The sequence below is a fragment of the Clostridium caldaquaticum genome (assembly GCF_023806125.1).
GTDB classification, from domain to species: Bacteria; Bacillota; Clostridia; order Clostridiales; family Clostridiaceae; genus Clostridium_AT; species Clostridium_AT caldaquaticum.
Genome location: NZ_JAMSKT010000003.1, coordinates 183248 through 207249, shown reverse-complemented (window position 1 = coordinate 207249; position 24002 = coordinate 183248). Strand labels below are relative to the sequence as shown.

The following is a 24002-nucleotide window of genomic DNA, read 5'->3' as shown; positions in this document are numbered from 1 at the left end:
CTATATTATTGACAGAGTTTGTACAGAATATACATTTTCATAAATTTTTGTGCCTTGAGCACAGCGAAAGGAATGATAGTTAATATGAAAACAATATCAAAGATAATGAGTCTGTGTCTTGCAGCAACACTTGCTTCATCAGTTTTATCTGGTTGTTCAAGCTCAAAGACTACGGGCTCTGATTCAAAGGGGACTGTAGATACTTCCAAGCCGGTTGAATTGTCAATGTATCTTATTGGCAGCCCAGCGAGGGATTACGACCAGGTACTTGCTGAATTAAATAAGAAAGCAAAGGCTGATCTTAATGCAACTGTTAAGGTAAGTTGGATTGGATGGGGAGACTTCAGCACAAAATATCCTCTGGTTCTGGCATCAGGAGAACCAATAGACCTTATTTATACTGCAACCTGGCTGAATTTCTATCAGCAGGCACAAAAGGGAGCTTTTAAAGCTTTAGAGGAAATAGGACCTAAGTATGCTCCAAAAAGCTTTGCTGCAGAACCTAAAGAAGCGTTAAAGCAGGCTACAATTGATGGACATATATATGCACTTCCGGCAAATTTTAACAATTACAATACTTATGGAGTTATGGTCAGGGGAGACCTGATGAAAAAATACGGTATAACAGATATTAAGACTATTGATGATTATGGTAAATATCTTGATGCTGTAACTAAGAATGATAAAAATCTTGACCCGGCAGGAATGTATAATACTCAGACTCCAATCGACGGATTATATTTCTTCTCACAGAACCTTTATCCGCTTACTGGGGATGTTGCTACAAATAGTCCATTCTGGATAGATGTAAATGATCCAAGCGGAAAAATAGTAAATATTGTGGACAGACCAGATATGCCTGATTTTCTTAAAAAGATGAAAGAGTGGTCTGATAAAGGCTATTGGCCAAAATCTGTTTTGTCAAACAAGGACAACGAAATGCTGAACACAGGTAAAGCAGCTTCTCTTATGCACAATATGGATACATGGGTTGGAAATTATATAAGAAATCCTCAATATGACCTGAAGTATTATAACTTTGTGAGTCCTTCTTATCCACTGTCTTACATTCAGGATGCTATGGCTATACCAGCTTCATCACAAAATCCTGAAAGAGCACTAATGCTACTTGAAAAATTGAGAACTGATCAAAGTTATTACAATCTTTTGACTTATGGAATAGAAGGTAAGCATTATGAAATCACTGCAGATAAGAAAATAAAGGCTTTAGATTCAGAAGGTTTCCAGGCAGAAGGGTATTGCTCATGGGGCTTTAGAGACAGCAACTTCAGATATGAGCAAGTTGGTTCACCTTCAAATCTTTCAGAGTTTAAAGCTCAGCTTAAGAGCAGCGGAAAAACAAATATTTACACAAGCTTTAATATGAATCTTGATCCAGTAAAGAATGAATATGCAGCAGTATTAAATGTAATGCAGCAGTATTACCTTCCATTAAAGCTTGGATATGTTGATCCAGTTTCAGGTCTTGCTACGCTTAAGGAAAAGCTAAAGGCTGCAGGAGTAGAAAAAGTACAGGCTGAGTTACAGAAACAGTTAGATGAATTTATAAAAAATAATAAGTAATCAATCCTTTACTCTTGAAAAGAGTAAGCAGGGTCGTACTATTAAAAAGTGTACGACCCTTAGTTATATATTATTAGGATTTAATCGTATTGTAAAATTCAAAATTTGAAGGAGTGATTTAAAGTGAAATTAAAATGGATATCAACTAAAGAGCAGGAAGTATGGAAGGACAATAAAATTGAATCTGTTAAGGCATGGAAGGATACATTGGAGCTTACAGGTGAAAAGCAGCAGAGGATAGACGGCTTTGGAGGATGTTTTAATGAACTAGGCTGGATTGCACTGTCTAAAATAGACAAAAAGGAAAAAGAAAAAGTTATTTCAGAACTTTTTAATACTGAAACAGGCTGCAAGTTCAATTTTTGCAGAACTCCTATAGGTGCAAACGATTATGCTGCAGAATGGTACAGCTATAATGAAAATGACGGGGACTACGCAATGGAGAAGTTCTCCATTGAAAGAGATCGTTCTTATCTTATTCCATACATTAAAGAAGCACAAAGATTTCAGCCGGATTTAAAATTATTTGCTTCACCATGGAGTCCTCCTACATGGATGAAGTTTCCTAAGGCATATAACAATGGAACTTTAAGAATGGAAAAAGAGATTCTAGAATCTTATGCTCTGTATTTCAAAAAATATGTAGAGGCCTATAAAGAAGAAGGAATAAACATAAATCAGGTCCATATTCAGAATGAGCCCTTTGCAGACCAGAAATTCCCATCTTGTTTATGGACTGGAGAACAATACAGAGTATTCATAAGAGATTACATCGGACCTTTATTTGAAAGAGAAGGTTTAGACACAGAAATCTGGTTTGGAACTTTAAATGGACCTATGCCTATGAGTTTTACCCTTGCTGGAATTAAGCTTCAATCCTATGCGGAATTTGTTGACAGAGTGCTTTTCGATGAAGATGCAAGAAAATATATTAAAGGTGTAGGTTATCAGTGGGCAGGACAGCACGTAATACAAAGAACCCATGAAAGCTTTCCTGAGCTTAAGCTTATGCAGACCGAAAATGAGTGTGGAGACGGTACTAATACATGGGAATATGCAAGATACATTTTCGGACTCATTAGGCACTATTTTAACAATGGAGTAAATGCTTATGTTTATTGGAACATGGTTTTAGAACCAAAGGGTACGAGCACTTGGGGATGGAACCAAAATTCACTTATAACTATTAATCCTGAAACAAAAGAAGTTATATATAATCCTGAGTTTTACGTAATGAAACATTTTTCTCATTTTGTAAAACCAGGTGCTGTAAAGCTTGGAGCAAAGGGGCATTGGACAGGTTCCTCACTTGTATTTGAAAATCCAGATGGTGAAATTGTTATTATTGTCAGCAATGATATGAATATGGAGAGAAACTTTACATTTAAAGGAAAGGATAAAGAATTTTCTATAACCTTGAAACCAAATTCCTTTAATACTATAGTTGTTGAGTAGGCTAGTGATGGAATTATCAGTTTAAATGTAATAATCATATACTTCCTTGCTTTTTCGTTTTATACATGGCATTATTGTGGTATATATCATAAGGGTAAATTGGAGGATATATATCATGAATATGGAACTAATAAGACGCTTAGAACCAATAACAGAAGAAGAAAAATTAATTCTAAGTGGTGCTAAGACAATAAATAAGGATATATATACAACTAGTAAAGAATTTACAGTTGATAGTGCTAAAATGCTGGAGAACGGGAAATTAATTGATATCCGAACCCATACAAGATTTTTACCTTTTCCGCCGCATAAGCATAACTACATAGAAATTATATATATGTGTTCCGGTCAGACAACTCATATTATCAATGGTTCAACAAAAATTGTGCTTAAGCAGGGAGATTTGTTGTTTTTTAATCAGCACTCTTATCATGAGATTGAAGCTGCAAATAAAGAAGACATAGGAATAAACTTTATCATTTTGCCTGAATTTTTTGATGAGGTTCTGCCTATGGTTAATAAGGGGAACATACTAAGTAATTTTATAGTAGATACATTACGAAAAAATAATTCACAGGCAAGTTATCTTCACTTTAAGGTGGCAGATATTCTGCCTATTCAAAATTTAGTGGAAAACTTGATATGGGCTCTTTTAAACAAGCAGTATAATGATAAACATATTAATCAGACAACTATGGGACTACTATTTATGCATCTGGTTGGCAGAACTGATCGTATTGAGCGTACAGATCCGGAACAACAGATTAATGCTGTTATAATGAAAGTTCTGCGATATATTGAAGAGAATTATAAAGAAGCCGCGCTTACAGAGTTAGCAAATGTAATGAATTTGTCTATTTCTAATTTAAGCAAGATAATTAAAAACAGTACTGGTTATACATTTAAAGAACTGCTTCAAAATAAGCGTTTTCAAAAGGCAGTGCATTTACTTTCAACTACAACACTGCCTGTTACAGATATTATTTATAGGGTAGGGTATGATAATACAAGTTATTTTCACCGAATGTTTAGAGAAAAGTATCATATGAGTCCTAAAGAATACAGGAGCAGAAATCATGCATGATTAATAGGGAGTAAGTGAGTTATTATACACATGAAACTGGAAAATGAGGACGTAAAATTTAATAAATAACGACCTTGTTTGCATGTAAACATTTGAATATAATGTTTACATGCAGGTTGTACAATTAATATAGACTTACTTACAAATTCCTATAAATGAAAGGAGAAAAAATAAATGTATGATGTTAAGAAAGGCTACGAAGTAGCAAAAGAATTTTATGCTCAATATGGTATCGATGTTGATAAAGTAATTGAAACTGTAAACTCAACTCCAATTTCAATGCACTGCTGGCAAGGGGATGACGTTGCAGGCTGTGAGCATAAAGAAGACAATTCTTTAACAGGCGGTATTCAAGCAACAGGCAACTATCCAGGAAAAGCTAGAAACGGCGAAGAATTAAGAGCTGACATAGAAAAGGCTATGCAATATATTCCAGGAGAATTAAAATTAAACTTACATGCAAACTATCAGGAAGCAGACAGTTTTGTGGATAGAAATGAAATTGAACCAAAGCACTTTGAAAAATGGGTAAATTGGGCGGTAGAAAAAGGAATTGGTTTGGATTTTAACCCTACTTATTTTTCTCATCCAAAGAGCAGCAACGGAACTTTATCAGCAGCAGATGAAGACGTTCGCAGATTCTGGATTGAACATGGTATTCGCTGCCGTAAGATTGGACAATATTTTTACGAAAAAACCGGGAAACCTTGTGTAATTAATCACTGGACTCCAGACGGAGACAAAGAAGTTCCAGTTGATACAATTGGACCAAGACTTCGTTTAAAGGACAGTTATGATAAGATTTTTGAAGCAACAAAAGACGTAAAAGGTGTTATAGATGGAATTGAATCAAAAGTATTCGGTATTGGTGCAGAAAGTTTTACAGCCGGTTCTCATGAATTTTGCATGGGTTATGTTATGAAAGCTAACAAAGACCATATTATAATGACGCTTGATACTGGTCATTATCATCCGACAGAAGTAGTTTCTGCTAAACTTGCTTCTATATTTACATTCTCAAAGAGTGTATTATTACATGTATCCCGTCCGATTCGCTGGGATTCAGACCACGTAGTAAGCTTTGATGATGAAACAAGAGCAATTATGGAAGAATTAGTTCGTTTAGATAAATTGAAAGATACCTATATAGCAACTGACTTTTTCGATGCATCCATTAACCGTATTGCAGCATGGGTAATTGGTTTAAGAAACACTAGAAAAGCAATGCTTGCAGCAGCACTGCAGCCAGTAGATAAAATGAAAGAATTGGAGGCAGCTGGAGATGTAAGTGCTAGACTTGCTTATAAAGAAGAATTTAAGGCAGCTCCATTCTCACTTGTTTGGGACTACTACTGCCATAGGGAGAATGCAGGTGTTGGACTTAGCTGGCTTGAAGAAGTAAAGGCATACGAGAAAGAAGTTATGCTAAAAAGAGTTTAATTTAAAATGTATATGAGTGGGTGAAAATTTGAATTTTCACCCACTTTTTGTGTTATTATAGCTAATGAATAAAATATAAAATTTACTTATCCTTATTTTTATAAATATAAAATTTACAAAAAATATTTATGTTGTTTTATGTTGGTTTTTATTTGTTTTTATACTATAATAGTTATATAGAGTATTATAATAGCATGAGAGGAGCGATAAAATGCTGGCTGTAGAACGTAGAAAAAAGATAATAGAGATGCTTAAGGAAAAGAAAAGTGTAATGGTTACTGAGCTTAGCAGGCTTTTTGAGGTAACGGAAGAAACTATAAGAAGAGATTTAGAAAAACTTGAAAATGAGGGACATTTAAAAAGAACTTATGGAGGGGCGGTGTTAAACGAAAGTACAAATATTGAACTTCCTTTTAATATTAGAGTTGGTAAAAATCCGGAAGGCAAAAAGGCTATAGGAATAAAAGCTGCAGAATTTATAGAAGATGGCGATAGTATAATACTGGATTCCAGTTCAACCGCACTTCAGGTAGCCAAAAACATCAAAAATAAACAAAGGATAACAGTAATTACTAATTCGGAAAAAGTAATGATTGAATTATCAAACGCCCCTGATTGCAAGGTTATATCAACAGGGGGAACACTTAAGACAAATTCTATGTCTCTTGTAGGACATTGGGCTGAGAAGGCTATACAAAATTATAATGTAGACAAAGCAATAATATCTTGTGCTGGCGCTAGTCTTACAAAGGGGTTTACGGATTCTAATGAACTTGAGGCAGAAGTTAAAAAAGCTATGCTAAAGTCTGCAGAAAAAGTTTTTCTTGTTGTTGATAACACAAAGTTTGATAAAGTTTCTTTTACTAGGATAGCTGATTTTAAAAGTATTGATTATATTTTCACTGATAAAAAGCTTTCTCAAGAGTGGGAAAAGGAATTAGAAGAAAACAAAATAAAATTAATTTATGCATAATTTATCTTTGTTTTTGTTGACTATTGTGTTATTAGTGATATAATTAAATTAGGCAATCAAAGAAAGAACAAAACAAATTAACTTTTAGGGGGAAATGGAATGTACTCAGAATTTGAAGTGAAAAAACAAATATGCGAAATAGGCAAACGTATTTACAACAATGGATTTGTTGCTGCTAACGATGGAAATATTTCTGTAAAGATAAGCGATAATGAATTTTTATGTACACCAACAGGTGTAAGCAAAGGTTTTATGACCCCGGACATGATCTGCAAAGTAAATGCTAAAGGTGAGGTTCTTGCAGCATCAGGAAAGTATAAGCCTTCTTCAGAAATTAAGATGCACTTAAGAGTGTATGCTGAAAGACCAGACGTAAAATCAGTAGTTCACGCTCATCCGCCTTATGCAACAAGCTTTGCAATAGCAGGTATTCCGCTGAATAAGCCAATAATGCCTGAAGCAGTTATTGCTCTTGGATGTGTTCCAATAGCTGAATATGGAACTCCATCTACAGAAGAAATACCAGATGCAGTAGCAAAATATCTTGATAATTACGATGCAGTACTGCTTGAAAACCATGGAGCATTATCCTGGGGTGGTGATTTAATAAGTGCATATTATAAAATGGAATCTTTAGAGTTTTATGCTAAGCTTACATTTATATCAACATTACTTGGAGGACCAAAGGAACTTAGTGAAGATCAGGTACAGACTTTATATGGAATAAGAAAGAAACTTGGAGTTGCAGGAAGACATCCAGCTGACCTTTGCAAAACAGTAGGTTGTTCAGTTCCATGCAGTAATGCGGAAGAAAAGAGCTGCGGATGTGACAGCAAAAAAGAAGAACCAGCTAAAGATACTGCTAAATTAGTTGAAGAGATTACAAAGAAAGTATTAAGTCAGTTAAACTTATAAAACAGCCTCGGAAGAGAGGTAAGGATATGAAAAGATCAAAAAGATTTGAAGTTTTAGATAAAAGGCCTGTAAATCAGGATGGGTTTATGAATGAATGGCCTGAAAAAGGATTTATAGCTATGTCAGGCCCTTATGACCCTAAGCCATCTATTAAGGTTGAAAATGGAATAATAGTAGAAATGGATGGCAGGATGAGAGAAGAGTTTGATTTTATAGATGAATTTATAGCAGATTATACTATAAACATAAATCAGGCAGAGAAGTCAATGGCCTTAAATTCTCTTGAAGTAGCCCGTATGCTTGTGGATATAAACGTTCCAAGAGAAACTATTGTAAAGATAGTATCAGGCTTTACTCCTGCAAAAATTGTGGAAGTATGCAATCATCTTAATGTTGTTGAAATGATGATGGGTATGCAGAAAATGAGAGCAAGAAAAACACCTGCAAATCAGGCTCACATTACAAATTTAAAGGACAATCCTGTGCAGATAGCTGCTGATGCTGCAGAAGGAGCACTAAGAGGTTTTAGAGAAGAGGAAACTACGGTAGCAGTTGCAAGATATGCACCTTTTAATGCAGTTGCACTTTTAATTGGTTCACAGGTTGGAAGAAAAGGTGTGCTTACACAATGTGCAGTTGAAGAAGCCACAGAGCTGGAATTAGGTATGAGAGGTTTTACAACATATGCAGAAACTATATCTGTATATGGAACTGAAAATGTATTTGTAGACGGCGATGATACACCATACTCAAAGGCTTTTCTTGCATCAGCATATGCGTCAAGAGGACTTAAAACAAGATTTACTTCTGGGACAGGCTCTGAGGTTCTTATGGGAAGTGCCGAAGGGAAATCTATGCTTTATCTTGAAACACGCTGCATAATGGTAACAAAAGGTGCAGGTGCTCAAGGACTTCAAAATGGAGCTATAAGCTGTATAGGAATTACAACTTCAGTTCCTTCTGGTACAAGAGCAATACTTGCTGAAAACTTAATTGCAGCAATGCTTGATTTAGAAACCTGTACAGGTAACGACCAATCCTTCAGTCATTCAGATATAAGAAGGACAGCAAGAACATTAATGCAGTTTCTTCCAGGAACAGATTTTATCTTCTCTGGTTATTCAGGTACGCCAAATTATGACAATATGTTTGCTGGTGCAAACTTTGATGCAGAAGATTTTGATGATTATAACGTGCTTCAGAGAGATTTAATGATTGACGGCGGATTAAGACCGGTTAAAGAGGAAGATGTTATAAGAGTAAGGTATGAAGCTGCAAAAACTCTTCAGGATTTATTCAGAGAATTACAGCTTTCTAAAATAACTGATGAAGAAGTAGAAGCCGTAGCTTATGCTCATGGAAGTAAGGACATGCCTGAAAGAGATATGATAAAAGATTTTGAAGCAATTGACGAAATGATGAAACGCAATATTACGGGCATAGACATAATAAAGGCATTAGTTAACACTGGGCATAAAGAAACTGCAAACAGTATTTTAAATATGATGAAGCAGAGAGTTTCAGGAGATTATCTTCAAACCTCCTCTATATTAGATGAAAACTTCAATGTATTGAATGCAGTAAATCTTCCTAATGATTACAGCGGTCCAGGGACAGGTTATAGAGTGTCCGGAGAAAGATGGGAAGAAATAAAGAAAATACCGCATATCATTGACTACAATGATATTTAAGGACGGTGAAATTCTTGGAGATAAATGAAAAGCTGATTGAACAGATAACAAAACTTGTAATAGAAGAAGTAAAAAAGGTTAAGGGAATGCCTTCTGCTTATAAAAGCAATAATGTCAAGGAAGTAGTTATAGGAGTTGGACCTTCCTTTATGAAGGATATAACTAAAACTATTAATGGAATTCCTCATGAATTAGTTCTCAAAGAAATGAAGGCAGGTATTGAGGAAGAAGGAATGATTCCAAGAGTAGTAAGGGTTCTCAAAACCTCTGATGTTGCTTTTATAGGTAAGGAAGCAGCTTTACTTAGTGGTTCAGGTGTAGGAGTAGGACTGCAGTCAAAAGGTACTGCTGTAATACATCAAAAAGATCTTTATCCTTTAAGTAATTTAGAACTTTTTCCTCAAGCTCCTTTAATTACGCTAAAGACATATAGAGCAATAGGTAAAAATGCAGCTATGTATGCTAAGGGGCTTATGGTAAAGCCTATTGAGGCAGTAAATGATTATACAGTAAGAGCTAAATACCAGGTTAAAGCAGCATTAATGCATATAAAGGAAACAGAAGCAGTAGTTAAAAACAGTCCTTCAGTAGAAATATAAAACACTTTATAAGAGTGGTGATGTTATGAATGAGACAATAAAGTCTAAAACAGGAAAAACCTTAGATGAAATTACATTAGAGAATGTTATAAATGGCAGCTTGACATTAGAGGATGTTACTATTTCCGCTGAAACCCTTTTAAGACAGGGAGAAATCGCAGAAAAGCATGGCCGACCGCAGATAAAGAAAAATTTTCAAAGGGCTGCTGAGCTTATAAACGTACCTGATGAATTTATACTAAAGGTTTATGAAATGCTAAGGCCTAACAGAGCAACAAAAAAAGAACTATTAGATACAGCACTGATATTGAAAAATAAGTACGGAGCAGAAGAATGTGCAAAGTTTATACTTAATGCTGTTCAGGTTTATGAAAAAAGAGGAATTTTAAAGGCTGGTGAGTAATGTGAAGCTTATAGCAGGGGTAGATATAGGAAATTCTACCACAGAAGTATGCATTGGCAGAATAAAAGATGATTCCAGTCTTGAATTTTTAAGCAGCAGCATGGTTTTTACTACAGGTGCTAAAGGAACAGCAGAAAATGTTAAAGGTATTATAAGAGGAATTGAAGAAGCAGTTTCCAAAGTAAACCTTAAGGTATCCGATATAGATATTATAAGAATTAATGAAGCAGCTCCAGTTATCGGAGATACTGCTATGGAAACAATAACAGAAACTATAATTACTGAATCAACTATGATAGGGCATAATCCTAAAACTCCAGGAGGCTTTGGAATAGGAAAAGGTATAACTCTTCATTTTGATCATATTGAAAAGGCAGAAGCAAATAAGCAGTATATACTTGTTATACCAGAGTATATACCTTTTGATGTGGCAGCCCCTGCCATAAATAACGCCCTTAAAAAAGGCGTTCAGATAAATGGAGCAATTGTTCAGTCAGATGAAGCAGTTTTAATAAGCAATAGAATAAATAAAACTATACCTATAGTTGATGAAGTGAAATATATTGATAAAGTTCCTCTTGGAATGCCCTGTATATTGGAAGTAGCTGATACAGGAAAGACGATACAGACACTAAGCAACCCCTATGGGATAGCGTCAATGTTTAATCTTACACCAGAGCAGACAAAATATGTAGTTCCTATAGCTAAAAGCCTTATAGGTAACCGATCTGCAGTTGTAATTAAAACTCCAAGCGGAGAAGTTAAAGAAAGGGTTATACCTGCAGGGAAACTTTATATAAAGAGCCAAAAACATATAGAAACAATAGATATAGATTCTGGTGCAGAAGAGATAATGAACCTTTTAAGTAAAATAGATAATATTGAGGATATAGAAGGCGAGAGCGGAACTAATATTGGTGGAATGCTCAGTAATGTTAAAAGCAATATGGCTTATTTAACTGGTGAAGCAATAGAAAATATAAAGATAAAAGATATTCTTGCCATAGATACTGTTATACCGCTAAAGGTAAGGGGAGGAATAGCAGAGGAAACTGCTATGGAAAATGCTGTTGCAATTGCTGCTATGGTAAAAACAGACAGGCTTCCTATGAAAAAAATTGCAGAAAAACTTCAGGCTGAAACAGGTGTTTATGTAGAAATTGCAGGAGTAGAAGCTGTTATGGCTGCCTTAGGTGCATTAACTACACCAGGGACAAAGCTACCTATAGCAATACTGGATATGGGCGGCGGTTCTACTGATGCAGCCCTATTAGATGAAAAGGGTACAGTAAAATCTATTCATCTAGCTGGAGCAGGAGAACTTGTTACAATGATTATTAATTCGGAGATGGGACTTTCTAACAGAACTATTGCCGAGGAAATTAAAAAACATCCATTAGCTAAGGTAGAATCACTATATCAAATAAGAGTTGAAAATGGTTATACAAAATTCTTCGATGAACCTTTAAGGCCAGAATTATATGGCAGGGTAGTTATTTTAAAGGGTGAAGAGATGATTCCAATACTTAACGATATGAGTATGGAAAAGATAGTTGAGATAAGAAAGGTAGCTAAGAAAAAAGTGTTTGTACAAAATGCTTTAAGAGCTCTAAGTATTATTGCACCTATGAATAACATAAGAAACATACCTAATATAGTTTTAGTTGGAGGCTCTGCTTTAGATTTTGAAATACCTGAACTTGTTATGGAAGAACTTTCTAAGTATAAGATAGTATGCGGCAGAGGAAACATCAGAAAAGTTGAAGGGCCTAGAAATGCAGTAGCTACAGGACTTGTAATCTCATACCTTTAGAGGTGAAGCTATGAAAAGTATCAAACCAGCTATTTTAATATATACATCAAGCAGAAATGAAAAAGTTCTCAAAGAGCTTTGTGCAGGCATTGAAGAAGAAGGGGTTCCTTTTGAAGTAAATATGTTTAAAGAAGGTTTTAAGGCAGAAGAATTATCTAGAAAAGCAGCAGAGAGTTCTATAGTTGAAGCCGGAATTGGAGTAGATAGGGATAAAGCTTGCTTCTACTGTACAATACTTAAAACTAAAGACCCGCTTATGAAAGCAGATGTTAAGGCTGATAAAATTTTGAGAACTTTAGGAAGCAACGCAGCACGTTATATTAAAAAAATTCCTTTCAAATTAAATGAATGAAACTAGGTGGTTGTATGAGTATTTATACTAAAACCGGAGATGATGGAACTACAAGCCTCCTTTCTGGAGAAAGAGTTCCTAAAAATGATATAAGAATTGAAGTGCTTGGGAAAATAGATGAGCTTACCAGCGTTTTAGGAATTGCTAAAACCGTAATAGAAGAAGAAAAAATCCGTGAGGAAATAGGATATGTTCAAAAACTGTTTATATATTTTATGGCAGATATTTCAGAAGGAAAAAGCAATAAAGAAAGAGTAAGCAGTGACGAAGTAACAAGGCTTGAAAGGCTAATTAACGAATATCAAAAAATGTTTCCAGAGATAACAGCCTTCATAGTTCCAGGGAGCAGCAAGGCTTCAGCACATTTAGACCATGCAAGAACTTTAGCTAGAAGTGCTGAGAGAAACCTAATTAATCTTGAGAAAAGTCAAAAAATAGGGACTGTATTAAAAAAATTTTTTAACAGATTATCTGATTACTTGTACACAATTGCTAGATATATAGATTTTAAAGAAGAAATAACAAAAAAGGTAACGGAAATGGTAAAGATGCAGTACCAAAAGGCTGAAAATATAAAGCCTGGTGAAACAAAGGTGCTTAACCTAGACATAGCTAAAAGAATAATGGAGCTTGTAGAAAAAAGAGCAAGATTTATGAACTTGAATGTAGTAATAGCTGTAGCTGATGCATCAGGAAACCCTATTGCAGTTCATTTTATGGATGGAGCATTACCAGTAAGTTTTGATGTAGCAGTTAAAAAGGCATATACAGCAGCTGCTGTGAAGATGTCTACGGAGGAATTAAGTAAAATAGCGCAGCCAGGGCAGCCTTTTTACGGAGTAGCAGCTGCTAATGATAAGATGATGATAATTGGCGGCGGTGTTCCATTAAAAATTGGAGATAAAATAGTTGGTGCTATAGCAGTTAGCGGCGGAACTGCAGAGCAGGATATAGAACTTTCAAATTATGGAAGTAAAATTTTTGAAGAATGGAGGTAAGATAATGGCAATAAAAGAAGAACAGCTGCAGGAGATTGTTAAACAGGTTCTACTAAATTTAAAGGTAGCAGCTCCTGAAGAAGTTAAAAATTCAACAAGCATAAGCGAATTAGGAGTATTTGAAGATATCCATGCTGCTATTAAAGCTGCGAAAGAAGCACAGAAGAAACTTAAAGCAATGCCTATGGAGTTTAGAGAAAAGATAATACAAAATATTAGAAAAAAGACTATTGAAAATGCTAAGGCTTTAGCAGAATTAGGTGTTTCTGAAACAGGTATGGGAAGAGTTGAACACAAAATTTTAAAGCATGAACTTGTAGCTAATAAAACACCAGGTACTGAAGATATAAAAACAACTGCATGGTCAGGAGATAAAGGATTAACATTAGTTGAGATGGGACCATTTGGAGTAATTGGGGCTATAACACCATCTACAAATCCAAGTGAAACAGTAATCTGTAACAGTATGGGAATGATTGCTGGAGGAAATACAGTAGTATTCAATCCACACCCAGGTGCAATAAAGGTTTCCTGCATGGCAGTTCAGTTAGTTAATGAAGCTTCTCTTGAAGCAGGAGGACCAGAAAACTTAGCTGTAACAGTAAGAAAACCCACTCTTGAAACTGCAGATGTATTATTTAGTCATCCAGATATAGCACTTCTTGCAGTAACTGGAGGGCCAGGAGTTGTAACTGCTGCTCTTTCGTCAGGAAAGAGAGCAATAGGAGCTGGAGCTGGTAATCCGCCAGTTATAGTTGATGAAACTGCAGATATAAAAAAAGCAGCAAAAGATATAATAGATGGGGCAACTTTTGACAACAACCTGCCTTGTATAGCAGAAAAAGAAGTAATTGCAGTAGATAAGATAGCAGATGAGCTTATATATTATATGATACAAAACGGTTGCTATAAAATTGAAGGTGAGGAAATAGAAAGACTAGCTAACTTGGTTTTAGTAAATAAAAATGGAAAGATAACATTAAATAGAAAATGGGTAGGTAAAGATGCTTCAAAGATACTTAAGGGTATTGGTATAGAAGCAGATGACAGTATAAGATGTATTATTTTCGAAGCAGACAAAAGTCATATATTGGTTCAAGAAGAGTTAATGATGCCAATACTTGGTATTGTAAGAGCTAATGATGTGGATGAGGCAATAGAGTTTGCAAAAGAGCTTGAGCATGGAAACAGACATTCAGCTCACATGCATTCAAAGAATATAGACAACCTTACAAAGTTTGCAAGAGAAATCGATACAGCTATATTTGTTAAAAATGCACCTTCTTATGCAGCTTTAGGCTTTGGAGGAGAAGGATACTGTACATTTACTATAGCAAGCAGAACAGGGGAAGGACTAACTTCTGCTAAAAGTTTTACAAAAGCAAGAAGATGTGTGCTTTCAGATGGTTTGTCTATAAGATAGGAGGATTAAAATGGAAATAAATGAAGTGAATATAGAACAGATTGTTAAACAAGTTCTTAAAGAAATGACTAATAAACAAGACACTTATATTCCGCCTGCACCAGTTAAAAAATCTGCTGCTACAACAGGCAGAGTAGCAATACTTACTGAGCTAAAGAAAATAGAAGTAAAAGAGTTTGCTATTCCTCAGATTGGAGATGATGAAATACTTGTAAAGATTGAAGGCTGCGGAGTCTGCGGTACAGATGTTCATGAATATAAGGGAGATCCATTTGACCTAATTCCAGTAGTGCTTGGGCATGAAGGTACTGGTGAGATAGTAAAGATAGGTAAGAACGTAAAAAGAGATAGTGCTGGAAAGCCTGTCGCATTAGGGGATAAAGTAGTTACATGTGTTGCTCCCTGCGGAGAATGCGATACTTGTTTAAACCATCCGGAAAAGTCAAATCTTTGCGAAAATGCAGGAATATACGGGCTTCTTTCAGATGATGAATATCATTTTAACGGATGGTTTGGAGATTACTTAATTTTAAGAAAAGGCGCTGTATTTTTTAACGTAACTGGTATGGATTTAGATCAAAGACTTTTAATTGAGCCGGCAGCAGTAGTAGTACATGCTGTTGAAAGAGCAAAGGCAACTGGTCTTTTAAAGTTCAACAGCAAGGTTTTAGTACAAGGCTGCGGACCTATAGGATTACTGCTTCTTTCAGTAGTAAGAACACTAGGTATTGAAAACATCATTGCTGTAGACGGTGATGAAAACAGACTTAACATGGCAAGAAAGTTTGGTGCAACAGAAACTGTTAATATAAGAAAATTTACTAGCTTTGAAGATATATTAAAAACAGTTAAGGAAGCAACTGGTGGTTTTGGAGCAGACTTTGCTTTCCAATGTACTGGAGCACCAGCAGCTGCTGCTAATATATGGAAGTTTGTAAGAAGAGGCGGCGGACTTTGTGAAGTTGGTTTCTTTGTAAATAACGGAGACTGTACAATCAACCCTCATTTTGATATCTGCCGTAAAGAAATAACTGCGGTAGGTTCCTGGACTTACTCACCACAGGATTATGTAACAACTTTTGATTTCTTAAAGAGAGCAAAAGGAATTGGGCTTCCAATAAATGAACTTATAACTCATAGATTTACTTTAGATGAGCTTAATAAAGCCATGGAAGTTAACATGAAGCAAGAAGGTATAAAAGTTGTTTATGTAAACGACAGATTCTAGGAGATAGATAATTATGCAAGCTGTAGGATTTGTAGAAGTATATGGAACAGTAGCTGCTTTTGTAGCAGCAGATGCAGCCTGCAAGGCAGCAAATGTTACTATAGAAGCTTTTGATAACAACAAGCCTCTAAATGCTGATAAGCTTCCTGTACCGCTTATAATGTTAGTTAAGTTAAGAGGAAGCATAGCAGATGTAAGAGCTGCTGTAGAAGCTGCTGTTGAGGCGGCAAACAAGGTTTCAGGAGTTGTTACATCACATGTTATACCAAGACCAGAAGATGATACACAAAAACTATTAAAAATAAATTGCTTGGCAAAATAACTTATGGCATAAAACAAATAAAGGTAAGAATATTTAAAATAATTAAAATATAGGGAGGAATATAAAAATGACACAAGAAGCTTTAGGAATGGTAGAAACAAGAGGATTAGTAGCTGCAATAGAGGCAGCAGATGCAATGGTAAAAGCAGCAGACGTAACTTTAATTGGAACAGAAAAAATAGGCTCAGGATTAGTATCAGTTATGGTAAGAGGAGACGTTGGAGCTGTTAAGGCTGCTACAGAAGTTGGAGCAAGTGCGGCAGCAAAACTTGGAGAATTAGTTGCAGTACATGTAATTCCAAGACCTCATACAGATGTTGAAAAAATACTACCAGTTTTAAAATAATGTCAGAGGGTGTTTAAAAGCAGGGAAGAATTAACAAGTAACGCTATTTATATATTTTTTTCACCTGTTTTTGAATAACTACTAAATACAGGAGTGTTTATTCTATGGGAGCAGTAGGATTTTTAGAAGTATCAGGACTTGTAGCTGCAATCGAAGGTTTGGATAGTATGTTAAAGACTGCGGATGTAGAGTTTTTAACTTATGAAAAGAAGCTAGGAGGAAGGCTGGTTACAATAATAATAAAAGGCAGTGTGTCTGCTGTTAATGAGGCAATTGAAAATGCTAAAGTAAGAGCTGGAAGGCTTGGTAAGGTTGTTGCTTCTGCTGTAATTCCTAACCCTCATGAAGAAGTAATGAGAATGATTAGATTAAGTGCTCAAAAGCTTCCAAATGTAAAGAGTGGTGAAATAAATGGAATCTAATCAAAAAATAACTAAAAAAAAGAAAAAGAGAGAAATTATCGAAACAGCACAAAGCAGTAAAGAAGTTGCCACAACGGAAAAAAGTGAAGAAATTAAAAATGAAGATATAAAAATAAATATAAAAGAATTTAAGGAGGAACGCAAAATGGAACAACAAGCATTAGGAATGGTAGAAACAAGAGGATTAGTAGCAGCAATTGAAGCTGCAGATGCAATGGTTAAGGCAGCAAATGTAACTTTAATAGGAACAGAAAAGATAGGTTCAGGACTTGTAACAATTATGGTAAGAGGAGATGTTGGAGCTGTTAAGGCTGCTACTGAAACTGGAGCAAGTGCAGCATCAAGACTTGGAGAATTAGTTGCAGTACACGTAATTCCAAGACCTCATACAGATGTTGAAAAAATACTTCCAGTTATAAAGTAGTTGATAGATTATGAATGATGATTTAGTAAAATTAATAACTAAGCTTGTGAGTGAGCAATTGCTGGAAAATTCCAAGCTTAATGAAAATAATAAAGAATTAAAAGTGCCAGTAGGTGTATCTGCAAGACATGTTCATCTTACAAAGGAACATTTAGAACTTCTTTTTGGAGCTGGTTATGAACTTAAGAAGAAGAAAGAACTAATGGGCGGACAATTTGCAGCAGAAGAAGTTGTTACAATAGCAGGACCTAAAAGTGCTATTGAAAAGGTAAGAATTTTAGGACCATTAAGATCAAAGACTCAAGTTGAAGTTTCTAAAACTGATGCTGTAAAACTAGGATTAAACCCTCCGGTTCGCGAATCTGGAAAGATTGATGGTTCTGCGCCAATTACTATAGTAGGACCTAAAGGTGCTATATATTTAAGTGAAGGCTGTATTGTTGCTAAAAGGCATATACACATGGGTGCTGAAGATGCTGTAAGATTTGGCGTTAAAGATAACGATGCAGTATCTGTAAGAGTTTTGGGAGAACGTGGAGGAATTTTTGAAGACGTTCAAGTAAGAGTGGATAAAACATATACTCTTGAAATGCATATTGATACAGATGAAGCTAACGGCATGGGCATCAAGTGCGGTGCTTTATTAGAGATTGTAAGGTAAAATATTTTAGTTATGTTGTTGTGCTAGGTTGCTAATTAATTTACTTTAGCAATCTAGCATAATTAGTAAATCAAAAAGTTAATTTAAAAAATAAGTATCGTATTAAGGAGCTGAAAAGCATGATAATTGCAAAGGTAGTAGGTACAGTTATATCTACAAGAAAAAGTGCAAAACTTGTTGGAAGCAAATTTTTAATTGTAGAACCTCTTGAACAAACAGGCAGTCAAGATAAAGTTGTAGCAGTAGACAGTGTAGGTGCTGGAATAGGGGAAATAGTTCTTGTAACCTTTGGAGCTGCAGCAAGAATAGGCTGCGGCATAAGCGATGCTCCTATTGATGCTGCTGTAGTAGGGATTGTAGATGATTTAAAAGATATCGTTATGAACAAGTAGAGGTAATTGGGGTGATTTTATGGATTTAATGGAATTTAAAAAGGTGATTTTTGATAATGGTGTAGCAGGTGCAGGCGGTGCAGGATTTCCCAGCCATGAAAAACTAAATAAAACTGCTGATACCATTATTTTAAACTGTGCTGAATGTGAACCTCTTTTTAGAGTAGACAGGCAGTTATTGGCAAAATATACAGAAAATATACTTCAAACATTAGAAATTATAGTTAATGTATTGGAAGCTGAAAAAGGCATAGTAGCAATAAAATCAGCTTATAAAAATACCATTGCAGCCGTAAAGTCTCAAATCCAAAGATATGAGAAGCTGGAAATTAAAATACTTCCAGATGTTTATCCAGCAGGTGATGAAGTAGTGCTTGTATATGAAACTACTGGCAGAATTGTACCTGAAGGAGCTATACCACTTACTGTAGGCACTGTTGTATTTAATGTTGAAACTGTTTTAAATATTTTTAAGGCAGTAGCTTTAAAGGAGCCTGTTACAGATAAATATGTTACGGTAACTGGAGAAGTAAAAAATCCAATAACTATAAAAGCGCCTGTTGGAATAAGCATAAAAGAATTAATTGAGTTTGCCGGCGGAGCTTCAATAGCAGAGTATGAAGTTCTAAATGGAGGACCTCTCACAGGAAGACTTGCTGATTTAGAAGATACTGTTGGTAAGACAACCAAAGCTATTATAGTGCTTCCTAAAGAGCATATTATAGTACAAAAAAGGCAGCTAAACCCTTATACAAATCTAAAAAGAACAATGTCTGTATGTTCACAGTGTCAAATGTGTACTGATTTATGTCCTAGAAGCTTACTTGGCCATTCTATAAAACCAAATAGAATAATGAAAGCTTTAGGCAGCGGTCTTGCTGTAGATATAGAAGCCTTTACTTCTTCAATGCTTTGCAGCGAATGCGGTCTTTGTGAGGCTTATTCTTGTCATCAAGGATTAAGTCCCAGGATGCTTGCAGGTGAGTTAAAAAGAAAGCTACGACAAAATGGAGTAAAAAATCCGCATCATAAAGCACCAGTTTCTGTTAACCCTATGAGAGACGGAAGAATGGTTCCTATGGAAAGGCTCATAGCAAGACTTGGAATTTCTAAATATAATGTAGATGCACCTTTATCTGAAAAAGATGTAAATATTGACAAAGTTAAGATATATATAAACAGGCACATAGGGCAGATTCCTGTTCCAACTGTAAAAATTGGGGATATAGTAAATAAGGGTGATTTAATAGCAGAAGTACCTGATGGCAAGCTGGGAGTAAAGTTCCACGCAAGTATAAGCGGAAAAGTTATAAGTGTGGAAGAGTCATTTATATCAATAGAGAATGGAGGGAGAATAGTTGGATAAGGCAATAGGAATGATAGAATATAAAACTGTAGCTTCGGGAATTACAGCGACAGATAAAATGGTTAAAACTGCTGAAGTTGAGATACTTCAGGCTCAAACTGTATGTCCTGGAAAGTACATCGTTCTTCTCTCTGGGAAATTAAGTGCTGTAAAGGCAGCTATTGAAAGCGGAAAGGCTGATTTTGAAGAAAATGTAATAGACAGTTTTATACTAGGAAATCCTCATCCATCAATTTTTAGAGGAATAAATGGAACTGCAGTTATAGAAGAAACAGAAGCTTTGGGTATTCTAGAGACATATTCTGCAGCATCAATCATAGTTGCATCTGATATATGCGCAAAGACAGCTGTTACAGAAATTGTTGAAATTAGAATAGCAAAGGGAATGTGCGGCAAGTCTTATCTTCTCATTACAGGAGAGCTGGCCGCTGTAAATGAGGCTATAGAAGCAGCTTATAAAAACGCAAAGGAAAGTGGCATGATTTTAGATAAATCAGTAATACCAAATCCAGATAAAAAGCTTTGGGAGAAAATTTTATAATTTTAGGAGGAAAAGTAAATGGAGAAGCAAATAGTAAATCTAGCTTTTGACTATGGAGCTTCAAGTGGAAGGCTTATAATGAGTAAATTCAACGGGGAAAAAATAGAGTTAGAAGAAATACATAGATTTTCTAACGATCCTGTAACATTAAAAGGTACTTTTTACTGGGATTTTTTAAGACTTTTTCATGAAATGAAGACAGGTCTTAAAAAAGCTGCCAATAAAAATTTAAAAATAAGTAGTATTGGAATAGATACCTGGGGAGTAGACTATGGTCTTTTAGATGAAAAGGATAATCTGTTAGCAAACCCTACACACTATAGGGATGCAAGAACTGATAATTCTTTAAAAGAAATGGAACAAAAGGGCGTAAGTTTTAAAGAAATATATGATATTACAGGAATTCAATATATGGCTCTTAATACTCTTTATCAGCTGCATGCAGAAAAGAGAGACAGAGCTCATATACTAGACAAGGCAAAGACACTTTTATTTATGCCTGATTTATTTACTTTTTTCTTAACAGGAGAAAAGCATACAGAATATACTATAGCTTCCACAGCTCAGATGTTGGATGCAAAAAGTAGAGATTGGGCAATGGACTTGCTTAAAAAGCTGGAACTTCCAGTTGAGCTTCTTAAGGATATTATTATGCCTGGAACTATTGCCGGCTACTTGACAGAAGAAATTCAAAGAGAAGTTCAGCTGCCTGCTGTTCCTGTAGTAGCGGTGGGAAGTCATGACACTGCGTCAGCAGTTGCTGGAACTCCGCTATTTAGCAAGAATAGCGCTTATTTAAGCTGTGGTACCTGGTCACTGCTTGGAATAGAAGCAGATGAGCCAATAATAAATGAAAAATCACTTCAGTATAATTTTACTAATGAAGGTGGAGTTGAAAATAAGATAAGATTTTTAAAGAATATAAATGGTTTATGGATTATACAAAACTTAAGAAAAAACTGGTCTGAAAAAGTAGCACCAGTAGGTTTCCCAGATATAATTGAAGCAGCTAAGAATGCTAAAAACAAGCATTTTATAATTGAACCTAATGACTCAAGATTTACAGCTCCATTAAACATGGCAGAGGCTATAATAGAATACTGCAGAGAAAAGGGGCAAGGTACTCCAGAGGGATTGGGAGAAATTGCTATGGCAGTTTACAATGGTCTAACACAGGAATACAAAACTAATGTTGAGAACTTAGAAAAAATAACAGGCAAAACAATAGATGTAATAAACATGGTAGGCGGAGGAATTCAAGATGAGTTCCTATGTCAGTTAACAGCAAACAGTACAGGAAAGAAAGTACTTGCAGGACCAATAGAAGCTTCAGTGCTTGGAAACGTAGTAATGCAGCTTATGGCTCTAGGTGAGATAAAGAGTCTGGAAGAGGGAAGAAGGATAATAAGCAATTCTTTTGAAGTGAAAGAATTTAATAGTAAATAAAAACTGCAGCAGGATTAGGTAATATCCAAATCCTGCTGCAGTTTTTTATGGTATATTTTACTGAAAATTTATTTATTTTTATAAATATATTTATTTAAAAAACTCGTTGTATGATAGATTATATAGCATGATTTTGTTATAAATATTTATAAAATGGATTATAAAACACGTAAGTTTAATTATATAATTATAAATTTAGTTTATTTATAGTAAGTATTTAGTTAAAATATTTAAAAATATTTATAATAATATATTGTAATATCTATAATAATATGGTAAAATTAAACTGTCGTAAAAAAGTATTCATGTGAAATTTGAAAAATATTAATTCAAAATATTATAGGTAGGCAGAAATGCTGAATCTTATAATATATAAAAAATTATGTTCTTTGAATTTTGGAGAATATATTAATAAGCAAATGGAGGTAATAAAATGGATAAAACTGTAGAAAAGTGGGGGATGTTTGAAGCAAGCTTTGAGGGACCAAAGGAAGGAAATCCGTTTCTTGAGGTTGATTTTAAAGCTATCTTCAAACATGAAAATAGTTTAATTGAAATTAATGGATTTTATGATGGTGACGGAATATATAAGATTAGGTTTATGCCTGACATACTTGGACATTGGACATTTATCACTAAAAGTAATGTACAGTTATTAAATGGAAAAACTGGTGATTTTGAATGTATAAAACCTTCTGAAAATAATCATGGACCTGTTAGAGTGAAAGATGAGTTTCATTTTGAATATGCTGATGGAAAACCTCATTATTCATTTGGAACTACATGTTATGCTTGGATACATCAATCAATGGAACTTCAAGAGAAAACACTTAAAACTTTAAAGGAGTCTCCGTTTAATAAACTTCGTATGTGTGTTTTCCCAAAACATTATGATTATAACCATAATGAGCCTCTTTTATATCCTTTTGAAGGTTCATTAGATAATGGATTTGATTTTACTAAATTTAATACTAAATTTTTTAGTCATTTAGAAAAAAGAATATTAGATCTTCAAATATTGGGAATAGAATGTGATTTAATTCTTTTCCATCCTTATGATAGATGGGGATTTAGCAATATGGGAGCTGAAAACGATGATAGGTATTTAAAATATATAGTTTCGCGTTTATCAGCTTTCAGAAATATATGGTGGGCTTTGGCTAATGAATATGATATCTTTTTTGATCCAATAACAAAAATTCCAACAAAGAGTCTTGATGATTGGGATAGGTTTTTTCATATTATTCAAAGAAATGATCCATATAAGCATTTAAGATCAATACATAATTGTAGGAAATTTTATGATCATGGAAAACCATGGGTAACACATTGCAGTATACAACGTGTAGATACATTTAGAACTTCAGAGAATACTGATATATGGAGAGAATTGTATAAAAAACCTATAGTTATTGATGAATGTGCTTATGAAGGTAATATTAATCATGGATGGGGGAATATTACTGGTCAAGAAATGACAAGAAGATTTTGGGAAGGTGTAGTAAGAGGAGGATATGTAGGACACGGTGAAACTTATGTACATCCATATGATATATTATGGTGGTCTCATGGTGGAGAACTACACGGAACAAGTCCTGAAAGAATAGGATTTCTTAGAAAAATAGTTGAAGCTGCTCCTGGACCTATAAATCCTATATCAAAACTTGCAACAGAACACTATCCTTATTGGGATGTTACTTGCGGTGCTGTCGGAGAAGATTATTATTTGTATTATTTTGGGTTTTATCAGCCAACATTCAGAACATTTAATATGCCGAAAGATAAGAAGTATAAAATTGACATCATAGATACTTGGAATATGACAATAACAGAGTTACAAGGTACTTATAGCGGAAGCTTCCGCATTGATATGCCGGGGAAACAGTATATTGCAGTAAGAATGACAAGAGTAGATTAAAAAGAGTTTTGTGATGAAAAATCTTTTTCCTGGCTCTGTTCATGAAGAAATTCAAGGTGGAAACATATCTTTGAATAGAAGTCAAGAATTGGACAAAGCTTGAGAATAAGATTGTAACAAGACCTTACCTGAGAGTTCGGATAAAGATTATTACAAGTTTAAAAAAGCGTAAGCAGATTTGATTATATTCAAGTCTATTTACGCTC

At 34.8% G+C, this 24002-nt stretch carries 24 protein-coding genes; all 24 read left to right on the top strand.

Annotated elements, in window-relative coordinates; all coding sequences use genetic code 11:
* Positions 1–84 precede the first annotated feature (84 nt).
* The 24 genes from M2651_RS03235 to M2651_RS03120 all read left to right on the top strand — a co-directional run bounded on the left by M2651_RS03235 (position 85) and on the right by M2651_RS03120 (position 23796).
* Complete coding sequence (locus tag M2651_RS03235) at positions 85–1584, top strand: DUF3502 domain-containing protein (protein WP_252130896.1); 1500 nt, start codon at positions 85–87, stop codon at positions 1582–1584.
* 123 nt (positions 1585–1707) lie between these two features.
* Positions 1708–3039, top strand: a complete 1332-nt coding sequence (locus M2651_RS03230; RefSeq protein ID WP_252130895.1) for a glycoside hydrolase family 30 protein — start codon at positions 1708–1710, stop codon at positions 3037–3039.
* 115 nt (positions 3040–3154) lie between these two features.
* Positions 3155–4123: an AraC family transcriptional regulator gene (locus M2651_RS03225; RefSeq protein WP_252130894.1), complete on the top strand. Its 969-nt coding sequence runs from the start codon at positions 3155–3157 to the stop codon at positions 4121–4123.
* Between the two features lie 174 nt (positions 4124–4297).
* Positions 4298–5563: an L-rhamnose isomerase gene (locus M2651_RS03220; RefSeq protein ID WP_252130893.1), complete on the top strand. Its 1266-nt coding sequence runs from the start codon at positions 4298–4300 to the stop codon at positions 5561–5563.
* A gap of 211 nt (positions 5564–5774) precedes the next feature.
* Positions 5775–6536, top strand: a complete 762-nt coding sequence (locus M2651_RS03215; RefSeq protein WP_252130892.1) for a DeoR/GlpR family DNA-binding transcription regulator — start codon at positions 5775–5777, stop codon at positions 6534–6536.
* A 99-nt stretch (positions 6537–6635) separates the two neighbouring features.
* A complete protein-coding gene (locus M2651_RS03210) occupies positions 6636–7451 on the top strand; it encodes a class II aldolase/adducin family protein (RefSeq protein WP_252130891.1) in 816 nt (271 codons plus the stop codon).
* A 26-nt stretch (positions 7452–7477) separates the two neighbouring features.
* On the top strand, positions 7478–9142 hold the full coding sequence (locus tag M2651_RS03205) for a propanediol/glycerol family dehydratase large subunit (RefSeq protein WP_252130890.1): 1665 nt from the start codon (positions 7478–7480) through the stop codon (positions 9140–9142).
* Between the two features lie 14 nt (positions 9143–9156).
* Entirely contained in the window at positions 9157–9741 is a 585-nt protein-coding gene (locus M2651_RS03200) for a propanediol/glycerol family dehydratase medium subunit (RefSeq protein WP_252130889.1), read from the top strand.
* Positions 9742–9766: 25 nt separating this feature from the next.
* The gene (locus M2651_RS03195; protein WP_252130888.1) at positions 9767–10144 is read left to right on the top strand and encodes a diol dehydratase small subunit; all 378 of its coding nucleotides are present in this window, start codon (positions 9767–9769) and stop codon (positions 10142–10144) included.
* Between the two features lies 1 nt (position 10145).
* The gene (locus tag M2651_RS03190; RefSeq protein WP_252130887.1) at positions 10146–11957 is read left to right on the top strand and encodes a diol dehydratase reactivase subunit alpha; all 1812 of its coding nucleotides are present in this window, start codon (positions 10146–10148) and stop codon (positions 11955–11957) included.
* 10 nt (positions 11958–11967) lie between these two features.
* The gene (locus M2651_RS03185; RefSeq protein ID WP_252130886.1) at positions 11968–12309 is read left to right on the top strand and encodes a glycerol dehydratase reactivase beta/small subunit family protein; all 342 of its coding nucleotides are present in this window, start codon (positions 11968–11970) and stop codon (positions 12307–12309) included.
* Between the two features lie 14 nt (positions 12310–12323).
* A complete protein-coding gene (locus tag M2651_RS03180; RefSeq protein WP_252130885.1) occupies positions 12324–13307 on the top strand; it encodes a cob(I)yrinic acid a,c-diamide adenosyltransferase in 984 nt (327 codons plus the stop codon).
* A gap of 4 nt (positions 13308–13311) precedes the next feature.
* Positions 13312–14730, top strand: a complete 1419-nt coding sequence (locus tag M2651_RS03175) for an aldehyde dehydrogenase family protein (RefSeq protein WP_252130884.1) — start codon at positions 13312–13314, stop codon at positions 14728–14730.
* Positions 14731–14740: 10 nt separating this feature from the next.
* Positions 14741–15958, top strand: coding sequence for a zinc-dependent alcohol dehydrogenase (locus tag M2651_RS03170; protein WP_252130883.1), 1218 nt, complete (start codon positions 14741–14743; stop codon positions 15956–15958).
* A 13-nt stretch (positions 15959–15971) separates the two neighbouring features.
* Positions 15972–16280, top strand: a complete 309-nt coding sequence (locus tag M2651_RS03165) for a BMC domain-containing protein (RefSeq protein ID WP_286207915.1) — start codon at positions 15972–15974, stop codon at positions 16278–16280.
* Between the two features lie 67 nt (positions 16281–16347).
* Complete coding sequence (locus tag M2651_RS03160) at positions 16348–16626, top strand: BMC domain-containing protein (protein WP_252130882.1); 279 nt, start codon at positions 16348–16350, stop codon at positions 16624–16626.
* 104 nt (positions 16627–16730) lie between these two features.
* Positions 16731–17048, top strand: coding sequence for a BMC domain-containing protein (locus M2651_RS03155; protein WP_252130881.1), 318 nt, complete (start codon positions 16731–16733; stop codon positions 17046–17048).
* A 145-nt stretch (positions 17049–17193) separates the two neighbouring features.
* A complete protein-coding gene (locus M2651_RS03150) occupies positions 17194–17472 on the top strand; it encodes a BMC domain-containing protein (RefSeq protein ID WP_252130905.1) in 279 nt (92 codons plus the stop codon).
* 10 nt (positions 17473–17482) lie between these two features.
* Complete coding sequence (gene pduL / locus M2651_RS03145; RefSeq protein WP_252130880.1) at positions 17483–18133, top strand: phosphate propanoyltransferase; 651 nt, start codon at positions 17483–17485, stop codon at positions 18131–18133.
* Positions 18134–18252: 119 nt separating this feature from the next.
* Complete coding sequence (locus M2651_RS03140; protein WP_252130879.1) at positions 18253–18525, top strand: EutN/CcmL family microcompartment protein; 273 nt, start codon at positions 18253–18255, stop codon at positions 18523–18525.
* Between the two features lie 19 nt (positions 18526–18544).
* Positions 18545–19891 carry an SLBB domain-containing protein gene (locus M2651_RS03135; RefSeq protein ID WP_252130878.1) on the top strand — a complete coding sequence of 449 codons (1347 nt, stop codon included), beginning with the start codon at positions 18545–18547 and terminating at the stop codon, positions 19889–19891.
* Positions 19884–20432 carry a BMC domain-containing protein gene (locus M2651_RS03130; RefSeq protein ID WP_252130877.1) on the top strand — a complete coding sequence of 183 codons (549 nt, stop codon included), beginning with the start codon at positions 19884–19886 and terminating at the stop codon, positions 20430–20432. Before M2651_RS03135 ends, M2651_RS03130 begins: the two co-directional genes overlap by 8 nt.
* 18 nt (positions 20433–20450) lie before the next feature.
* A complete protein-coding gene (locus M2651_RS03125) occupies positions 20451–21878 on the top strand; it encodes a rhamnulokinase (protein ID WP_252130876.1) in 1428 nt (475 codons plus the stop codon).
* A gap of 433 nt (positions 21879–22311) precedes the next feature.
* Positions 22312–23796: a DUF5605 domain-containing protein gene (locus M2651_RS03120; protein ID WP_252130875.1), complete on the top strand. Its 1485-nt coding sequence runs from the start codon at positions 22312–22314 to the stop codon at positions 23794–23796.
* Positions 23797–24002 lie beyond the last annotated feature (206 nt).